The 18,369-nt window shown below is 68.6% G+C and carries 12 protein-coding genes and 1 riboswitch; of the genes, 8 read left to right on the plus strand and 4 right to left on the minus strand.

All coding sequences use genetic code 11. From position 1 onward, the window contains the following. Positions 1-29: 29 nt before the first annotated feature. Entirely contained in the window at positions 30-1,814 is a 1,785-nt protein-coding gene (locus ATK30_RS35085; protein ID WP_101439069.1) for a gamma-glutamyltransferase family protein, read from the plus strand. A 260-nt stretch (positions 1,815-2,074) separates the two neighbouring features. Next, complete coding sequence (locus ATK30_RS35090) at positions 2,075-4,642, plus strand: glutaminase domain-containing protein (protein WP_101439070.1); 2,568 nt, start codon at positions 2,075-2,077, stop codon at positions 4,640-4,642. Between the two features lie 41 nt (positions 4,643-4,683). On the opposite strand, the gene ATK30_RS35095 is transcribed toward ATK30_RS35090, so the two are convergent. Next, entirely contained in the window at positions 4,684-6,183 is a 1,500-nt protein-coding gene (locus ATK30_RS35095; RefSeq protein ID WP_101439071.1) for an acyl-CoA synthetase, read from the minus strand. An 83-nt stretch (positions 6,184-6,266) separates the two neighbouring features. Between ATK30_RS35095 and ATK30_RS35100 the strand changes: the two genes are divergently transcribed. Continuing rightward, entirely contained in the window at positions 6,267-6,935 is a 669-nt protein-coding gene (locus ATK30_RS35100; RefSeq protein ID WP_101439072.1) for a TetR/AcrR family transcriptional regulator, read from the plus strand. Here ATK30_RS35100 and ATK30_RS35105 read toward each other — a convergent pair. Together ATK30_RS35105 and ATK30_RS35110 are read right to left on the minus strand one after the other, a co-directional pair. Continuing rightward, positions 6,922-8,496 carry a succinic semialdehyde dehydrogenase gene (locus ATK30_RS35105; protein WP_101439073.1) on the minus strand — a complete coding sequence of 525 codons (1,575 nt, stop codon included), beginning with the start codon at positions 8,494-8,496 and terminating at the stop codon, positions 6,922-6,924. The genes ATK30_RS35100 and ATK30_RS35105 overlap by 14 nt on opposite strands. A gap of 15 nt (positions 8,497-8,511) precedes the next feature. Continuing rightward, positions 8,512-10,140, minus strand: a complete 1,629-nt coding sequence (locus ATK30_RS35110; protein WP_101439074.1) for a GMC family oxidoreductase — start codon at positions 10,138-10,140, stop codon at positions 8,512-8,514. Between the two features lie 115 nt (positions 10,141-10,255). Between ATK30_RS35110 and ATK30_RS35115 the strand changes: the two genes are divergently transcribed. From ATK30_RS35115 to ATK30_RS35130, 4 genes are all read left to right on the plus strand, one after another. After that, on the plus strand, positions 10,256-15,340 hold the full coding sequence (locus tag ATK30_RS35115; protein ID WP_101439075.1) for a leucine-rich repeat domain-containing protein: 5,085 nt from the start codon (positions 10,256-10,258) through the stop codon (positions 15,338-15,340). 123 nt (positions 15,341-15,463) lie between these two features. Further along, positions 15,464-15,549: riboswitch (adenosylcobalamin (AdoCbl) riboswitch) on the plus strand. Between the two features lie 42 nt (positions 15,550-15,591). Beyond that, positions 15,592-15,801 (plus strand): CbtB domain-containing protein, encoded by a 210-nt coding sequence (locus ATK30_RS35120; protein WP_043827060.1) that lies wholly within the window; start codon positions 15,592-15,594, stop codon positions 15,799-15,801. A gap of 25 nt (positions 15,802-15,826) precedes the next feature. Beyond that, on the plus strand, positions 15,827-16,666 hold the full coding sequence (locus ATK30_RS35125) for a CbtA family protein (RefSeq protein WP_101439076.1): 840 nt from the start codon (positions 15,827-15,829) through the stop codon (positions 16,664-16,666). Then, positions 16,663-17,328, plus strand: a complete 666-nt coding sequence (locus ATK30_RS35130; protein ID WP_208637503.1) for a (2Fe-2S)-binding protein — start codon at positions 16,663-16,665, stop codon at positions 17,326-17,328. Before ATK30_RS35125 ends, ATK30_RS35130 begins: the two co-directional genes overlap by 4 nt. Positions 17,329-17,332: 4 nt before the next feature. Here the strand turns inward: ATK30_RS35130 and ATK30_RS35135 are convergent, their stop codons facing one another. Continuing rightward, entirely contained in the window at positions 17,333-17,905 is a 573-nt protein-coding gene (locus ATK30_RS35135; protein ID WP_158242548.1) for a DUF3558 family protein, read from the minus strand. Positions 17,906-18,058: 153 nt separating this feature from the next. Here ATK30_RS35135 and ATK30_RS35140 point away from each other — a divergent pair, with 153 nt between their 5' ends. After that, positions 18,059-18,259, plus strand: a complete 201-nt coding sequence (locus ATK30_RS35140; RefSeq protein WP_101439079.1) for a hypothetical protein — start codon at positions 18,059-18,061, stop codon at positions 18,257-18,259. Positions 18,260-18,369: the final 110 nt, after the last annotated feature.

The following is an 18,369-nucleotide window of genomic DNA, read 5'->3' on the forward strand; positions in this document are numbered from 1 at the left end:
CCGCCAGCCGGCGCGCGACGATAACGCCCATGGTCCAGACGCGCCCGACGTTGCAGGGCACCTTCGGCATGGTGTCGTCCACCCACTGGCTCGCCTCGGCGGCCGCGATGGCGGTGCTCGAGGACGGCGGCAACGCCTACGACGCCGCGGTCGCCGGTGCGTTCGTGCTGCACGTCGTCGAACCGCACCTCAACGGTCCCGGCGGCGAGGTGCCGATGATCCTCGCCCCGGCGGGCGGCGCGCCGAAGGTGCTGTGCGGGCAGGGTCCCGCGCCGGCCGGCGCGACGATCGAGCACTACACGTCGCTCGGCCTGGACCTCGTCCCCGGCACCGGCCCGCTCGCCGCCGCCGTGCCCGGCGCGGTCGAGGCGTGGCTGCTCCTGCTGCACGACCACGGCACGAAATCGCTGCGCGAAGTCCTCAAGTACGCCATTCACTACGCGGCAGACGGCCATCCGGCGGTCGAGCGCGTCGGCGCGACGGTGGAGACCGTCCGCGAGCTGTTCGAGAACGAATGGACGACGTCGGCCGAGCTGTACTTGCCCGGCGGGATCGCGCCGAAACCCGGCGGGCTGCTGAAGAATCCCGCGCTCGCCGAAACCTGGCGCCGGCTGATCGCGGAAGCGGAGGCGGCCGGGAGCGATCGGGAAGCGCAGATCGAGGCGGCGCGGAAGGCGTGGCGCGAAGGGTTCGTCGCCGAAGCACTCGCCGTGTTCGCCGCGAAACCGGTGATGGACTCTTCCGGCGAACGGCACGCGGGCACGCTCACCGCCGACGACATCGCCGCGTTCCGGCCGTCCTACGAGGACCCGGTCACCAGCACCTGGAACGGCTGGACGGTCGCGAAAGCCGGGCTGTGGAGCCAAGGTCCGGCCTTCCTGCAGCAGCTCGCGCTCCTGCCGGACGAACTGGAGTACGCGACACCGGAGTACTACCACCGGCTCATCGAGGGCACGAAGCTCGCGATGGCCGACCGCGAAGCGTGGTACGGCGACAGCGCCGACGTGTCCGTCGAGGCGCTGCTTTCCCCGGAGTACACCGAGGTCCGGCGCAAGCTGATCGGCGAGCGCGCGTCCTTCGACCTGCGTCCGGGCTGCCCCGAAGGCCGGGAGCCGAAGCTGAGCCGGCACGCGCGGTACGTCGCGGGCGGCGGGGTCACCGCGTCGGCGATCGGCGCGGGGGAGCCGACCGTCGCGAAGGACGGCCTGACCCGGGGCGACACCTGCCACCTCGATGTCGTCGACCGCTGGGGCAACATGATCGCCGCGACCCCGAGCGGCGGCTGGCTGCAGTCCAATCCGGTCGTGCCGGAGCTGGGCTTCCCTCTCGGCACGCGGCTGCAGATGGCGTGGCTCGACCCGGGCCTGCCCAACTCGCTCGCCCCGGGCAAACGGCCGCGCACCACGCTCTCGCCGTCGCTCGCCCTGCGCGACGGCGTGCCGGTGATGGCGTTCGGCACGCCCGGCGGCGACCAGCAGGACCAGTGGAACTTCCACTTCTTCCTCGCCGTGGCGCTGCGCGAAAAGGTCCGCGGCGGACTCGACCTGCAGGGCGCGATCGACGCGCCGAACTGGCACACCGACAGCTTCCCGAGCTCGTTCTACCCGCGCGGCATGGCGGCGGGCAGCGTGACGGTGGAATCGCGGATCGGCGCGGATGTCATCGCCGCATTGGAAGGCCGGGGCCACGACGTGACGGTCGGGGAGCCTTGGTCGGAGGGCCGGTTGTGCGCGGTGGCGAAGGATCCCGACACCGGGGTGCTTTCGGCGGCGGCGAATTCGCGCGGGGCGCAGGGATATGCCGCGGGGCGATGACCTGGACTGACAAGCGCTGTCTGAAAACGGACAGCGCTTGTCAGCTTTTCGGCGGCTTCATCAACGCGGCAGCGGAATCGCGGACCGGCACGGATGCGGTCGCCGGGTGGGAAAGCCGCGCTCATTGACACCGCCTGTCCGGAAGTGGACAGCGTTTGTCAGTGCTTTCGGCAGATTTACAACGTTGTATCGCGGTGCCACACTGAGGTCGCTCGGTTCCTTCTTTCCCGTGTCCGGCATCTGACCGAAAGAAGCTGTCGATGTCCTCCTCCGAATCTCCCCGCGAAGTCAGCCGCCGCGACGCCCTGCGCTGGGCGGGTGCCGGCACGGTCGCGGCGGCCGCGCTCTGGTGCGCCCCGGAACTGGTCCAGTCCACCGCGTCGGCAGCTCCGGCGGGCACGCTGAACCCGTTGCGCCCGCCCGCGACGCCGCTCGTCGTGCGCTCGCCGTATCTCTCGACCTGGCAAGCGGCGGACAATCTGCCCGGCACCTGGTCGACGTTCTGGAACGGGCACATCACCGCGTTGTGCGGGATCGCCCGGATCGACGGCGCCGCGTACGTGTTCGCCGGTGCGCCGCAGCTGCCGTCCGGGCCGAGCCTGACCCCGATGACGCAGAACTCCTTGCAGGTCACCGCAACCCGCTCGATCTACGAACTCTCCGGCGGCGGCGTGACCCTCACCGTCACCTTTTTCTCGCCGGTCGACCCCGGCAACCTCCAGCGGCAGTGCGTGCCGTTCGGCTATGTCGCCGTCGCCGCCGCGAGCACCGACGGCCGGGCGCATGCCGTTTCACTGCATTTCGACTCGTCGGCCGAATGGCTGCAATGGGACTCGGGCACGCCGGTCGGCTGGCGACAACAGCAATCCGGCGGCATCACGTCGTTGAGCGTCCAGGCTGCCTCGCCGGCTGTGCTCGCCGAGGACGGGCACGACCAGCCGCGCTGGGGTTCGCTCGTCGTCGCGGCGCCTTCGGCCGGGGTGACCTGGCAGATCGGGCAGGACACGGTCGTGCGCGCGACGTCGGCGAACGGGGGAGCGCTGGCCGGGACGAGCGATCCGGACCAGCCGCGGGCGATCAGCGACCGCTGGCCGGTCCTCGCGTTCGCCAAAGACCTGGGCACCATCCGGCCGGACGCGGCCGTCGATCCGCTGGTCGTGGCGATCGGGCACGTCCGCACGCCCGCAGTCAGCTACCTCGGCGCGCAGCTGGCGCCGTGGTGGACGCACTACTGGTCGTCGTGGCAGGACATGGTCGCGTGGTTCCACGCCGACTACCCGGCCGCGCTCGGCACCGGCATCGCGCTGGACCAGCGGATCGCGAGCGAAGCGTCCGCCGCGGCCGGCGGCGGCAGCACCGGCGACCACTACGCGGCGATCTGCGCGCTCGCGCTGCGCCAGGCGTTCGGCGGCACCGAACTGGTCGACCGGAACGGCTCGCCGTGGGCGTTCCTGAAGGAGATCTCGTCCAGCGGCAATGTGTCCACAGTAGACGTGATCTATCCGGCACTGCCCGGCTATCTCCATCTGTCGCCGGAGTTCGTGCGGCTGCTGCTGGAGCCGGTGCTCGACTACGCGGAACACGGCGGCTGGCCGATGACGTTCTCGGAACACGACATCGGCGCGTCCTATCCGAACGCGGCCGGGCACAACGACGGCAACGAGGAGAGCATGCCGGTCGAGGAATCGGCCAACATGCTCATCATGTCCGCCGCGGTCGCGCAGCGGCTGGATTCCGCGGCGGCGAGAGCGTTCGCCGGCGCCCACTACGGAATCCTGCGGCAATGGGCCGAATATCTCGTGGGCACCACGCTCGACCCGGGCAACCAGAACCAGACCGACGACTTCACCGGCTGGATCGCGCACAGCGCCAATCTCGCGTTGAAGGGAATCATCGGCGTCGGCGCGATGGCCGTTCTCGCCGACGTCACCGGCAATTCCGCTGATGCCTTGCGGTACCGGTCGATTTCGCGGTCGTACATCAGCCAGTGGACGACTTTGGCCGACGACGGCTCGCACCTGCGGATGGCGTATGACCAGCCGGGAACGTGGAGCCTGAAGTACAACGGTTTCGCGGACCGGTTGCTGGGCCTCGACCTGGTGCCGCTCGGCACCGCCGCGCGGGAAGCCGCCTGGTACCAGTCCCAACGGGGCGCGAACGGGGTTCCGCTGGATCCGCGCCACGACTACACGAAAGCCGACTGGGAACTCTGGACGGCCGCCTGGCTGACCGACCACACCGACCTCCGCACGACGCTGGTCGAAGGCGTCTACAGTTTCGCCAACACCACCGATTCGCGGGTTCCGTTCTCGGACTGGTACTTCGTCGCGGACGCCCGGCAGTCCGGTTTCCAAGCGCGCCCGGTCGCGGCTGGGTATTTGGCTCTGCTGCCGCGTCCGGCCGCCTCGACCACCTCGTGGCGTCGGATCCAGAACCAGCGCTCCGGAAAACTGCTGGCGGTGCAGGGTATGTCGCTTTCGGACACTGCCGATGTGACGCAATGGCAAGACAACGGCACGGTCGATCACGTGTGGACGGTCGTGGACAGCGGCGACGGGACCGTCCGGATCATGAACCGCAACAGCGGCAAGGTGCTAGCGGTGCACGACCAGAGCCTCGACAACGGCGCGCACGTGCAGCAGTTCCAGGACAACGGAACACCGGATCACCTGTGGCGCATCGTGGACGCCGGCGGCGGCTGGTGGAAACTGGTGAATGTCCACAGCGGAAAGGTGATGGCGGTCGATCAGCAGTCCACTGCGGACGGTGCACAGGTGACCCAGTGGGACGACAACGGGACGCCGGACCATCTGTGGCGGTTCATCTGACCCGGTGACGTGCCGTGAGGGGATCTGGTTCCCCTCGCGGCTTACCGGGAGACGGAAGCAGCGGAATCGGTGTAGCGGGCCCGAAGTTCGCGTTTGAGCAGCTTTCCCGTGGCGTTGCGGGGAAGCTCGTCCACCACCTCGACTCGGCGGGGGCACTTGAAAGCGGCGATCCTTTCCCGGCAGTAGGCGATCACCGCGTCCCCGTCGAGCGAGTCGCCGGCCGGCACGACCACCGCGACCACGGTTTCGCCCCACTGCGGATCCGGCGCGCCGATCACCGCGACGTCGGCGATGTCCGGATGCCGGTGCAGCACCTGCTCGACCTCGATCGGATAGACGTTCTCGCCGCCGGAAATGATCATGTCTTTCTTGCGGTCCACCAAGGTCACGAAACCGTCGGCGTCACAGCGGGCGAGGTCGCCGGAGTGGAACCAGCCGCCGCGCATGGTTTCGGCGCTGGCTTCGGGCAGGCCCCAGTAACCGGCGAAGACGTTCGGGCCGCGCAGCACCAGTTCGCCGACCGTTCCGGTGGGCACGTCCTCGTCGCGTTCGTCCACGATCCGCGCCTCGACGTGCAGGAAGGGCCTTCCGACGGACCCGGCGTGCGAGCGCACGAACGCCGATTCCAGCACCAGCGCGGCGGGGGAGAGTTCGGTCATCCCGAAACCCTCCACAAAGGTCAGTCCCTTGCCTTCGTAGAACTCGATCACCGGCAGCGGGCACGGCGCGCCGCCGCACAACAGGTACCGCAACCGCGACAGGTCGTAGGAATCGAAGTCCGGGACCTGCGTCATCGCCGCCCACATCGCGGGCACCATGAAGTGGACGGTGACCTTTTCCCGCTGGAGCAGTGCGAGTGTCTCTTGTGGATCGAACTTGCCGGCGACCACCACGGTGCCGCCCGCGTACAGCAAAGGCAGGGTGAACAGCGCCAGCCCGCCGATGTGGAAAAGCGGGGCGACGGTAAGCGTGATGTCCGACGGGAGAATGCCTTCGCCGGAGGTGAGCACGTTGACCGCGTTCGCCTCCAGGTTGCCGTGGGTGAGCATCGCTCCCTTGGGGCGGCCGGTGGTGCCGGAGGTGTACATCAGCACCGCGACCTCGTCCGGCCCGGTCGGTTCGGGTTCGACGCGGTCCTCGGTCTGGCCGAGTTCGCGGTTGTTGACCAGCGTCCGTGCGCCGGAAGCCTCCTTCGCGAGCGCGGCGAAGGTGTCGTCGTGCACCACGACCACCGGCCGGGCGTCGTCGAGGAGGTACTCGATTTCGGCCGCGGCGAGCCGGAAATTGATCGGCAGCGTGATCGCGCCGAGCCAGGCGACCGCGAAGAGAGTTTCGAGGTAGCCGGTGGAATTCAGGCCGAGCAACGCCACGCGGTCGCCCTTGCGCACACCCAGTTCGCGCAGCGCCGCCGCCCGCCGCGCGACCCGGCGTTCGAGCTCGGCGTACGTAATCCGCTCGCCGGTCTCCGCGGCGACCAGCGCGACAGACTCGGGGGTGACCGTGCCGCGCCGGACAATCCACTGCGCCAAGCTCGCTGCCATGCCGAGACTCCTTCGTCGCCGGGGACCACGATGAAGGTAACCGTACGGACGGTCAGTGGTCAAACTTCGGCTACAGTGGGCCGATGCCACCCAAAGGCCGCGCCGGGGACATCCTGGCGACGTTCACCCGCCGCGTCGCCGAGCGCGGATACGACGCCACGAACTTCTCCGACATCGCCGGCGAGCTGGGGCTGTCGAAGGGCACCATCGTGCACCACTTCGGCACGAAGGACCGGCTGCTCGCCGCGCTGCACGAGTCGTACATGCGCCGCAGGCTCGCCGAGGCCGCGCTGATCCGCGACCGCCTCGCGACGCCGACGCGGCAACTCGCCGGGCTGCTGTACGCGTTCGTGCTGTACCAGGTGGTGGACCGGGAGGCGACCGTCGCGTTCCAGCGCGAGGTCGTCCGGCTAGCCGACCACGAGGCGATGGCCGAGGGCCGCCGGATGCGCGCGGAATACCTCGACCTGGTGCGCGCGACCTTGTCCGAAGGGATCGCGTCGGGGGAGTTCCGCTCGTGCGATGTCGAGGTGCAGAGCCTGCTGATCTTCGGCTCCGCGCAATGGGCATGGACGTGGTTCGACCCAGCCGGCCCGGTGTCGGCGGAGCAGGTAGGCGCGCAGCTGGTCGATCTGGTCCTGGGCGGACTGCTGACGCGCCGGAACCGGCTGAACGGATTGACCGAAGTGGACGGACAGGTGGCGCGAGTAGTCCGTCAGTCGATTGCGGACACGGCGGCTACCGGATCCTGAGCCGACGCATCATTTTCAGTCCGGACAGCATTCCTTCCACGTACTTCTCGTACTTCTGTCCCGGTCGCGGGCTCATCACCGGCTTCTTCAGCACCGCCAGGTTCTGCACGTCCGTGTACTTCAGCAGTCCCTGATCCCCGTGCCGGGCGCCCACTCCCGAGGTTTTCACGCCACCGGACGGAGTTCCCTTGGCGGCGTACGCGGTCGCCAGGCTGTCGTTCACGTTGACGTTGCCCGTCTCCAGCCGGGCGGCCACCGCGGACGCCGCGCGGAGGTCCTTGCCCCACACCGAAGCGTTCAACCCGTAGTCAGTGTCATTCGCCAGCTCGACAGCCTCGTCGACCGTCCGGTACCGGTGCAAGGCCACCACCGGGCCGAACGTTTCCGTGACTCCGCAGAGCATGTCTTTCGTGACGCCTTCCAGAACGGTCGGCTCGAAGAACGCTGGCCCCAAGTCCGGCCGGGGACGCCCGCCGCACAGGACGGTGGCGCCCTTCTCGACCGCGTCGTCCACATGGGACTTGACCCGGTTCATGTGGTCCACTGAAACCAGCGAACCCATTTCCGGACCGAAATCGTAAGCCGCCCGCACATCCAGCGAGGAAGCCTTGGCCACAAAGGCTTCCTTGAATTCCTCGTAACGCGACTCCGGCAGGTAGATCCGCTCGATGTGCATGCAGATCTGCCCGGTGTTGCCGAACGCGCCGAACACCGCGCCCGGAACCACGTCGGCGAAATCGGCGTCCGGGAGCACGATCATCGGGTTCTTGCCGCCGAGTTCGAGACAGCAGCCGATCAGGTTCCGGCCCGCTCGCTCGCCGATCACCTTCCCGGTGGCGGTCGAGCCGGTGAACATCACGTAGTTGGCCTGGTCGATGAGCGTCGGGCCGACGTCCGGGCCCTCGCCGCACACGACCTGGAACAGGCCCTTCGGCAACCCGGCTTCTTCGAGCAGCCGCACGCCGTACAGCGGTGACAACGCGGTTTTGTTGTCCGGCTTCAACACCACCGCATTGCCCGCCATCAACGCCGGAATGGCGTCGGAAACCCCGGTGGCGAACGGGAAATTCCACGGCGCGATGATCCCGACCACGCCCTTGGGAACCCGGATCTCGGTCGACGACGACACGAGCGGCACCGGTCCGCCGCGCCGGGTCGCGGCCAGCAATTTCGGGGCCCGCCGCAGATAGTGGCTCATGATCATCGGCGGATCGCACGTTTCCTCGATCGCCATCCGGCGATTTTTGCCGCTTTCGACCTGGATCAGGTCGGCGACCGTGCGCGCGCGGTCGAGGAAAAGCGAATGCGCGCGACGGAACACCGCGAGGCGTTGTTTGAGCGGCGTCGCGGCCCATTTCGCCTGCGCGGCCCGAGCGGCGGCGAACGCCTGTTCGATGTCCGACGGCGTCGACTGCGGCAGGTCCACCAGGACGTCGCCGGTGTAGACCTCGGTGAGCGGCCACACCGCGCCGCCCGAACCCGGCACGCGCGCGACGAGCTGGCGGAGGAATTCGTCGGTCGCCGAAGCCGGCCGGGTGGGCCGGACCGGGGTGAGGGTCATGGTCTTCCGCTCCCGTCAGTTGCCGGAAAGAACCAGCTGCGCGCCCATTTCGCCGATCATGATGCAGGGCGCGTTGGTGTTGCCGCCGGTGATCGACGGCATGATCGAGGCGTCGCACACCCGCAGCCCGTCCACGCCGCGCACCTTGAGGTCCGGCCCGACGACAGCCAGGTCGTCGACGCCCATCCGGCAGGTGCCGACGCCGTGGTACACCGACGTCGCGCGGTTGAGGATCGCGTCGCGCAGTTCCTGGCCGCGCAGGTGCGTGCCCGGGTGGATCTCCTCGTTGATCGAGCCCTTGAACGCCTTCGACGCGAAGATCTCCCGCACCATCTCCGACCCCTCGCCGAGCACTTCGAGGTCGGACGGGTCGGAGAGGTACTGGGGGTCGATCAGCGGCGCGGCGGTCGGATCGGCCGAGGCGAGCCGGATCGTGCCGCGGCTCTTCGGGTAGATCAGCGTGGTGAGCACGGTCAGCGCCGGCCGCTTGTCGACCGGATGGCGGATCGGCGCGTCCTGGTTCGGCGACACGTACGCCCAGGGCAGCAGGTGCAGCTGCAGGTCCGGCACTTCCGAGGCCTGCGACGTTTTGAGGAACGCGAGCGCCTCGAACACTGAGTTCGCGAGGAACGTCGAACCCGGCTTGAGCAGTTCGCGCGCCATCCCGCGGGCGAAATACGGTGCGGTGCCCTTGTTCTTGCACGACGACACCTGGAACGTGAGCGCGTGGAACATGTGGTCGTGCAGGTTGTCGCCGACCGGCAGATCGGCGAGCACCTCGATGCCGTGTTCCTTGAGGTGCTCGGCGTGCCCGATGCCGGACAGCATCAGCAGCTGCGGCGACCCGACGAACCCGGCGGAGAGGATGACCTCCTTGCCCGCCCGGACTGTGCGGCGCGTGCCGTTGGCGTCGGTCACCTCGACGCCGGTCGCGCGGCCGTTCTCGATCACCACCTTTCGCACGAACACGCGGGACTGGATCTCGAGCGTCCGGGGCGCCAAGTGGTGCAGGTAACCGCGCGAGGCGCTGTAGCGCAGGCCGTCGGCGGCGTTCTGCTGCATCCGGCTGACGCCTTCCTGCGACTCGCCGTTGTAGTCGTCGATGATGTCGCAGCCGATCGCGTCGGCCGTCGCGTCGAGGAACTGCAGCGTGCCTTCCTGCGGGATCTTGTTGCGGGTGATCTTGATCGGCCCGCCGGCACCGCGAAACGCGTTCTCGCCGTCCTCGAAGTCCTCCATGCGCTTGTACGCGGCGTTGACGCTGTCGGCGTCCCAGCCGGTGTTGCCCTCGGCCGCCCAGGAGTCGAAATTCGCCCGGTTGCCGCGGACGTAGACCATCCCGTTGACCGAACTGGAGCCGCCGAGCACCTTCCCGCGCGGCACCGGCATGCGCCGATCGAGAACATGTTTCTGCGGGACTGAGTAGAACCCCCAGTCGCTCATCTTCTTCAGCTGGGGCACGGCGTGCAACGGGGCCACGAGCCCCGGCTTGCGCAACAGCAGCTGGTTGTCGCTCTTGCCCGCCTCGAGCACGATCACGCTGGCCCCGGACTCCGCGAGCCGCCCCGCGACGGCAGCCCCCGAGCTGCCCGACCCGACGACCACGTAGTCGGCTTCGTTGCTCCGGGCCACCCTGGCTGCCATGTCCGCTCCTCGTCCCGCGCACCGCCGAAACTGTAACCTGTTCTAGTTCAGGAACGGTATAGCTTTCCCGCCGGACGCGCAACGCTTCGCGCGCGAACCTGATTGACTTGGCCGCATGGGGACCGAGGAAGCGAATCGCCGCATCGACGCCGTGCTCGCCGCCGGAGAGACGACGCTGGATCTGCAGGGCCTGCACCTGACGGAGGTCCCGCCGCGGGTGGCGGAGATCGGCGGTCTCGAGAAGCTGGTGCTGGACGAGAACTTCCTGCGGGAGCTGCCGGAATGGCTGGCGGGCTTGCCGCTGCGGGAGCTGAGCGTCAGCAAGAACAGGCTGGCGAACCTGCCGGAATGGATCGGCGAGCTGGCTAGCCTCCGCAGTCTGTCGGTGGACCGGAACCGGATCGCCGCGCTGCCTCGATCCCTCGCCGGGCTGCGGCTGACCGAGCTGTTCCTCGACCGCAACCGCCTGGCGGGAGTACCGGACTGGCTCGGCGGGATGGCCAGTCTGGAGACGTTGGACGTGGCCGCCTGCCGGTTGACGGAGGTCCCGGAGTGGGTGCGTGGCCTGCCGAACCTGGTCCGGCTCGACCTGGACGGCAACCGGCTGACAGCCCTCCCGGACTGGCTCGGGGAGATCCCCAGACTGGCGAAGCTGTTCCTCTACGACAACTTGCTGACCGAGGTGCCGCAGTGCCTGCGCGGCCTGGACTTCGTCGAACTGCACCTGCACGACAACCCCTTGACCGGCCTGCCGGACTGGCTGGGCGGGATGACCGGGCTGACGAAGCTCGGCCTGGCGCGCCTGCGCCTGACGGAGGTCCCGGAGTGGATCGCCGGGCTGGACCGTCTCGAGGAACTCGACCTGGACGGCAACCGGCTCGCCGACCTGCCGGACTGGATCGGCGGCCTCGAGCACCTGACCCTGCTGGACGTCGCGCACAACCGGCTGCGGGACCTGCCCGAGCTGCCGTCCGGCCTCCGAAAACTGCGGCTCTCCTCGAACTCGTTCACCGGGCTGCCTGGGCATTTGGCGACCCTGACCGGCCTGTCCGAGCTGACGGCCGGCGACTGCGGACTGGCCGAGGTGCCCGGATGGGTCCGCGACTGCACCGGCTTGACCGTCCTGCACCTCGACCGGAACCTGCTCACCGCGCTCCCGGAGTGGCTCGGCGACCTGACCGAGCTGGAAACCTTGTGGCTCGACGGCAACCAGCTGACGGAGCTGCCGGAGTCGATGCGTCGCCTGAGAAAGCTTCGTCGTCTGGACGTGGACGACAACCTGTTGCGCGGCCTGCCGGACTGGCTCGGCGACTTGAGGGAGTTGCGCTCGCTCGGCGCCGGCGGATGCGGCTTGACCGGACTGCCGAAGTTTCTGAGCGCTCTCGACGGCCTCGAAAGCCTGTCGTTGAACGACAACCCTCTGCGCGAGCTGCCTGCCGGGGTCGTCCGGCCGGAAAACCTGCAGTGGCTCCGGCTGTCCGGCACTCGGCTCGCGGAGCTGCCGGACTGGCTGGGCGATCTCGCTCAGCTCACCAGGGTGGACCTGGACTTCTTGCCTCTGTCCGAGGTGCCGTCGTGGCTGCGGGAATGCACTGAGCTGACCGAACTGCGGGTCGCCGGCTGCGGGCTGGAAACCCTGCCGGAGTGGCTCGGCGAGCTCACGTCCTTGCACCTGCTCAACGCCTCCTCGAACCGGTTGTCCGGCCTGCCCGGCTCTTTCGACCGGCTGACCGGCTTGGTCGAGCTGCGGCTGGACAACAACCGGCTGGCCGAGCTGCCCGCCCAGCTCGCTCCGCTCACCCGCCTTCGCGTTCTCTCTTTCCGCGGCAACCAGCTCGCGGAAGTGCCGGACTGGCTTCGGGAGTTCACCGACCTTCGCGAGCTGTCCCTGGGGAGCAACCAGTTCAGCGGAGTTCCCGAGTGGCTCGGCGACTTCGCCGCGTTGCGGGGGCTCGACCTTGTGGGCTGTGGGCTCGGCGCGCTGCCTGCCTGGATCCGCGGCCTGAGCCACCTCGAAAGACTCAACGCGAGCGGCAACCAGCTCCGCGAACTGCCCGGCTGGTTTCCGGAGCTGACCGCTCTGGCCGACGTGACCTTGGACGACAACAAGCTGACCGCACTCCCCGCGGAATTGGCGGAACTGAAACACCTGTCGGCACTGTCGGTGCGGAACAACCGGTTCAGCGAGCTGCCGCGGTGGCTGGGTTCGTGCCAGGGGTTGACCCAGCTGTGGATCAGCGGGAATCCGCTGAACGGCCTGCCGGACCCGGTGCGGGAGCTGGTGGATCTCACGATGCTGGCCTTGGACGACACGGGGACCGTCGAACTGCCTGCTTGGCTGGCCGGCTTCGGCGGTCTGCGCTTCCTTTCCGCCGCGGGGAACGCGCTCGACCTGACCTCCTTCGACTTCGGCGAGCTGAGCCGGCTGGAGACTCTGTTCCTGAATCGGTGTTCGCTCGGCGAACTGCCGGACACTGTCGCGAGGCTCCGAGCGCTGAGGCGGCTTTTCCTCACCAACAACGAGCTCGCCGCGGTCCCCGAGTGGCTGGCTAGCTTGCCTTGCTTGGTCAGTCTCTCCTTGAGCGGCAACAACCTCGCCTCGCTGCCGGAAAACATCGGCGACCTGGTCTGTCTCCACTGGCTCGACGCGAGCCGGAACTACCTCACGGATCTGCCGGAAAGCTTGGCGGACCTGGTGAATCTCGACAACCTCGACCTGTCGGTGAACCAGCTGTCGAGCTTGCCCGCACGCCTCGGCAAGCTCGCGGGCCTGACCAGGCTTTTCCTGGCCGAGAACGCCCTTGCCGAGCTGCCCGAATCCTTCGGGGAACTCGGCAGCCTCCGGAATCTGGACTTGCGGGGCAACCAGCTCGTCTCGCTCCCCGAAAACTTCTCCCGCCTGGACCGCCTCACCACCCTTCTCCTCTCCGACAATCGCCTCCGCAGTCTGCCCGCCGCTCTCGCGCACTTGCCTAAGCTCACCACCCTCAGCGTCTCCGGTAACCCCTTCATCAGCCCGCCTCCGGAAATCACCGCCAGTGGGTCCGAGTCCGTTCTCGAATTCCTCCGCGAGCGCGAACGCGGCAGCACCGCGCAATGGGTGTCCAAACTCCTCGTCGTAGGCGAAGGCGGCGTGGGCAAAACTTCCCTCGTCCGCGCTCTCGCCGAGGACGAGCACGATCCGGACGAACCCTCCACACACGGCCTGCTCGTGCGGGATCTCGAACTCGACCACCCGGAACGAGATGTCCGGATGCGGATGTCCACCTGGGATTTCGGCGGCCAGCAGATCTACCACGCCACCCATCAGTTCTTCCTCACCAACCGTTCCCTGTTCGTCCTGCTGTGGAATTCACGGCTGGGGTGGGAACAGGGAAAACTGCATTACTGGCTCGACATCATCACCGCCCGCGCGCCGGAATCGCCGATCGTTCTCGTGGCCACGCACATTCACGGCCGTCCGGTCGATCTGCCGCTCGCCGAATTGCGGGCGAAATACCCGAGAATCGTCGCGAGCGTGCACGTGGACAACGCGACGCGGGACGGCGTCGGGGAACTGCGCGATCTTCTCGCGCGGCACGCGGCGGAACTGCCGCTCATGGGTTCGGAATGGCCTACGTCCTGGCTGGCCGCCGCGGACGCGGTGCGGCAGACCCAGGAGAACCACATCACGGTCGGCCGGATGTGGCGGAGCATGGCCGAAGCGGGCGTCACCGGCGCGGAGCCGAGCCGGTTCATCGCCCGGGCGCTGCACGAACTCGGCGACATCCTGTACTACCCGGACGATCCCGACCTCCAGGAAACGGTCGTGCTGCGGCCTTCCTGGGTCAACGACTACATCAGCCGCGTCCTGGACAGCGACGAGGTCGCCGAACGGCACGGGCTGCTCACCCGGGAACACCTCGCCGCGCTGTGGTACGACCTCGACAAGGGGATCCGCGACCATTTCCTCGGCATGATGGACAAGTACGACCTGTCCTACCGCGTCGAGTCGAACGGCGGGGGAGATCTGAGCCTGGTCGTCGAGCGGCTGCAGTGGAATCCGCCCGAGTACGCGGGGCAGTGGGCGGCCGCGCGGGAGAACGCCCAGCAGATCAAGGTGATCTACCAGCTCAACACCATGCCGCCGGGCATCCCGACGTGGTTCATCGCGCGGTCGCACCGGTTCAGCCGCAACGTGCACTGGCGCACTGGTGCGCTGCTCGGCCACCGCGACGGCCGCCACCTCGCGCTGGTCAGTGCGGACCGCCAGCACAACACCGTCGAGCTGACCGTGCGCGGGCCGTCGCCGGTCGGGTTCTTCATGGTGCTCGACGAGGGGCTCAACCTGACCCTGGAACGGTTCCCCGGCCTGGACATCACGCGCCGCGTGCCGTGCCGGTGCGAACCGGACTGCCCGGAGCTGTTCGACTACGAGAACCTCCGCGCCCGGCTGGAACGCACGCCGCCCAAGCACGAGATCGAATGCCACCGCTCCGGCGAGCAGGTTTCGGTGCCGGAGCTGCTGTTCGGCCTCGCCCCGGCCGAGCGGGACTCGACGCGCGCGTCCATGGAGCGGCTGACCCGCACCGTGGAGCAGTTCGGCGAGCGGCTGGAGGAGCAGAGCGACTACCACCAGCGGATGTTCCTGCGCCTGCAACGGCTCGTGCAGCACCAGCAGGAAGCGCGCTGCCCCAGCGTGTTCGCGGTCGTCCCGGCAGGGCGGCGGCGGATCACCGGCTCGCCCTACGAGATCCACCTCTACTGCGAGGAGCCCGGCGCCTGGCATCGGCTGGACGGCGACAAGGGCGTGTACTCGGTGTCGCAGCCGCGGGAATGGTTCGTCAAGCTCGGGCCGCACCTGGAGCACCTCATCCGGGTCATGAAACACGCCGCGCCGCTGGCCGGACCGGTGCTCGGGGTGGCCGCGGGCGTGCTGAACGAGCAGCTGAAATCCGACTGCGACCTGATGAAGGAGCTGGCCGCCCAGCTGCCGAAGGAACTGCACCGCGAGCGCCTCCTGCCGGGTGCGGACCGGCAGGAGGAGGACCTCCCGGAGTCGCACGCGAAGACCGACGCCGACTTCCGCGCGCTGAAGGCGATGCTCGGCAAACTCGACCCGGACGAGGAATGGGGCGGCCTGTCCCGCTACGACACGCCGGAAGGCCTCACGCTCTACCTCTGCCCGGAGCACCTGGCCTTCTACCGCGACCCCGCGTGAGCGTGCTTGCTCCGTTCGGTGCGACCCCGGGCACACCGGCCGCGCAAACCAGGAGATAACGGACAGCCCGGACCCTTGGGCGATTGACGACCGGCCGGACACCGCCGTACCGTGCTGCTCGCGCGACGGCTTCCCGAAGCCGGTGAGATTCCGGCACGGTCGCGCCACTGTGAGCCCCTCCCGGGGCGAGTCAGGTCGAGGAGCCGTCGTCAGGTCCACCCGCAAGGGACGCGTCATCCCGAAGGAGAGCCATGGCCACCATTCCGGCCGACCGGTCCACCCCCGTCGTCTTGCCCGTGTCGAAAGCCGCTTTGCTGCTCGGCGCGACCGTCGTCGGCGCGCTGCTGCTGTACTACTTCATCGGCGTCGACCAGGGCGCGGTTTCGATCTTCGGCAGCGACACCCACGTGCACGAGTTCGTCCACGACGCGCGGCACTTCCTCGGCTTCCCCTGCCACTGACGCGCCCGGAACGGACAACCGAACAATGCAGAACAAGCTGATTCTGCGCGGCCTCCTCGCCGGAGCGCTGGGCGGAGTGCTGGCGTTCGTCTTCGCCCGGATCTTCGCCGAACCGCTGACCCAGGCGGCGATCGACTACGAATCCGGCCGCGACGAGGCGCAGATGGCGCTCGACCAGGCCGCCGGCCTGCCGACCGAGCACGGGGACCACGAGGTTTTCAGCCGTGCCGTGCAAGGCAACCTCGGCATCGGGCTCGGCATGGTGCTCTTCGGGGTCGCGATGGGCCTGCTGTTCGCGGTGACCTACACCGTGCTGCTGGGCCGCGTCGGCCGGATCCGCGCGCGGGTGCTGGCGGTGCTCGTGGCCGGGGCCGGATTCCTGGCGCTGTACCTCGTGCCGTTCCTGAAATACCCGGCCAACCCGCCGGCGATCGGGCACGAGGCCACCATCGGCGCGCGCACCGGGCTGTACCTGGCGATGGTGGTCGCGTCGGTGATTTTCCTGGTCGCGGCCGTCGTCGTGGGCAAGCGGCTCGCCCCGCGGCTGGGCAACTGGAACGCGACGCTCGTCGCGGGCGCCGGGTTCGTCGTGCTGTCCGCGCTGCTGATGGCACTGCTGCCGTCGCTGGGTTCGCTGGCCTCCAATGTCGCCGAGTACGGCCCGCAGGCCAGCGAAACCCCGCTGCCGCTCAAGGCCCCCGACGGCCGGATCGTGTACCCCGGATTCCCGGCCGACACGCTCGTGGGATTCCGGCTCTACTCGGTGCTGGCTCAGGTGATCCTGTGGACGACCATCGGGCTCGTGTTCGGCCCGCTCGCCGAACGCGTGCTGGACCGCGGGCGCGCGGCTACCGTCGAGGCGTGAACCCGCTGACCGGACTGGGCCCGTTCTTCGCCGTGGACACGCATCCGGCGGGCGAACCGGCCGAGCCGTGGCGTCCGCTTTCCGAAGTCCTCGACGACGGCCCGGTGCTGCGCGAGCGAGTCGCGCAGAACCGGGCCGTGCTCGGCGGCGATTTCGTGGAACCGCGGGTCGCGGCGTCGATCGCGCACCTCGGACTGGCGGCGCGGATCATCTCGCCCGCGTTGGGGCTCGCGGTCGGCGCAGGCGCGGTTCCGGACTACTCGACTGCTTGGTGGCAGCCGAAGCTGGGCGGCGCGTTTCCGTTGTCCCTTGAGGAAAATCCGCCGGTTGAGTCCGATGTAGTCAGTGCGTTCGCTTCGCGGGTGCTGCGCGGGCCGTTGGCGCGGTTGGACGACGCGATGGCGCAGTTCTCGCTGGCGCGGAATGTCCGGCGGGGGAACGTGGCGTCGGCGCTGAACGGGGCGGTGACGGTACTGCGTTCCGAGCGTCCGGAGTGGACTGACCGGATCGCCCGAATTGTTGCCGCGCTGGAGGAATTGCCGGAGCTCACCGGTACCGGAACCCGGGAGAATGGACGGTTCCGTCGCCGCAGCTGTTGTTTGTTTTATCGGGCGGCACCGGATCGGAACGGCCCGAAATGCGGGGATTGCGTACTGATTTGACCGGTCAGGGCGCCCGGTTGGCCTGATAGGCGATCATGCTTCCGGCGAACCGGTCGGCCTCGTAACAGGGATCGCTGTAGGCGTCCAGCTTGGGATCGGTCGCGGTCACGGTCACGGTGAGAAGCGTGTCTTCGGCGACGCCGGTTTCGACGGTGCAGTGGCCGTCCCCGTTGTCCCGGTGGATGCCGGGGTAGTGGTGGACGGAGACCGGGGCGAAGCCGGGAACAGCGGCTCGGTGATGGTAGAGGGCTTCCAGCCCGCCTGAGGTCGTGTCGACGGAGGCGACGTAGCTCAACGCCTTCGTGTCGCGGGGAATCCAGGTGCAGGCGGTCTTGCCGCCGGCCGTCGCGGTCGTTCCCGGGCTGCTGACGAAGAACGTGACCAGTTGGTCGTGGGTCATCAGGTCGCAGGGTTTGGTCGTGAACTGCGTGAGGTCGAGCGGGGCGTCGGGCAGCGGCGGCGACAGCCGGGGCGGAGGCGTCGGCGCGGACGAGCAGCCTGCGACGCCGAGGAGCACCGCGAGCAGCAGGCCCGCCCGGCGGCTGCCGTGCGGAAGCACAGTTTTGTTCGGCGCCACGGAATTGAGCATAGCTGCGTTCCGGCGCTTTCGGTTTCCCGTCGAAAGGACGCGAAAGACCGTTTTGTGCGGTCGAATGCCTTATCCGTCCTTGGGCATGCAATCGAGATCTGCGCCAGGAACACTCGGGAAGAGAAGACTTGGGAGGTTGCCATGCGCGGGTACCGCAACTACTGGACCTACAGCGCCGGGCTGCTCGTCGCGTGGGCGCTGGTCTTGCTGTTCGTCGGCCTGTTCCGCGGCGGACACGAGGTGGCGATCGTGCTGCCGGTGTTCGGCGGCTTCTGCATCGGCTGGGTGAGCACGACGATCGCGCGTTATGTGTACCCGCCGCCTAAGCAGTGGCTGAGCTGAACCGTCCGCCGGAGGCCGCGCGTCCTGTCTTGGCCGGTGGCCCGCGCCGAGTCACCCGAACGGGCGGACCCGTCGGGGGCGAGGACGTGACGGATTTGCCCGGAAACTGC

It is taken from the genome of Amycolatopsis echigonensis (assembly GCF_002846615.1).
In the GTDB taxonomy this organism is placed as follows: Bacteria; Actinomycetota; Actinomycetes; order Mycobacteriales; family Pseudonocardiaceae; genus Amycolatopsis; species Amycolatopsis echigonensis.

Coding starts and splice junctions, on each gene's coding strand:
- ATK30_RS35100 (WP_101439072.1), top strand. CDS start 6,267: ATGCCACCCAAAGGCCGCGCCGGGGACATCCTGGCGACGTTCACCCGC.
- ATK30_RS35120 (WP_043827060.1), top strand. CDS start 15,592: ATGGCCACCATTCCGGCCGACCGGTCCACCCCCGTCGTCTTGCCCGTG.
- ATK30_RS35115 (WP_101439075.1), top strand. CDS start 10,256: ATGGGGACCGAGGAAGCGAATCGCCGCATCGACGCCGTGCTCGCCGCC.
- ATK30_RS35085 (WP_101439069.1), top strand. CDS start 30: ATGGTCCAGACGCGCCCGACGTTGCAGGGCACCTTCGGCATGGTGTCG.
- ATK30_RS35140 (WP_101439079.1), top strand. CDS start 18,059: ATGCGCGGGTACCGCAACTACTGGACCTACAGCGCCGGGCTGCTCGTC.
- ATK30_RS35110 (WP_101439074.1), bottom strand. CDS start 10,140: ATGGCAGCCAGGGTGGCCCGGAGCAACGAAGCCGACTACGTGGTCGTC.
- ATK30_RS35125 (WP_101439076.1), top strand. CDS start 15,827: ATGCAGAACAAGCTGATTCTGCGCGGCCTCCTCGCCGGAGCGCTGGGC.
- ATK30_RS35095 (WP_101439071.1), bottom strand. CDS start 6,183: ATGGCAGCGAGCTTGGCGCAGTGGATTGTCCGGCGCGGCACGGTCACC.
- ATK30_RS35105 (WP_101439073.1), bottom strand. CDS start 8,496: ATGACCCTCACCCCGGTCCGGCCCACCCGGCCGGCTTCGGCGACCGAC.
- ATK30_RS35090 (WP_101439070.1), top strand. CDS start 2,075: ATGTCCTCCTCCGAATCTCCCCGCGAAGTCAGCCGCCGCGACGCCCTG.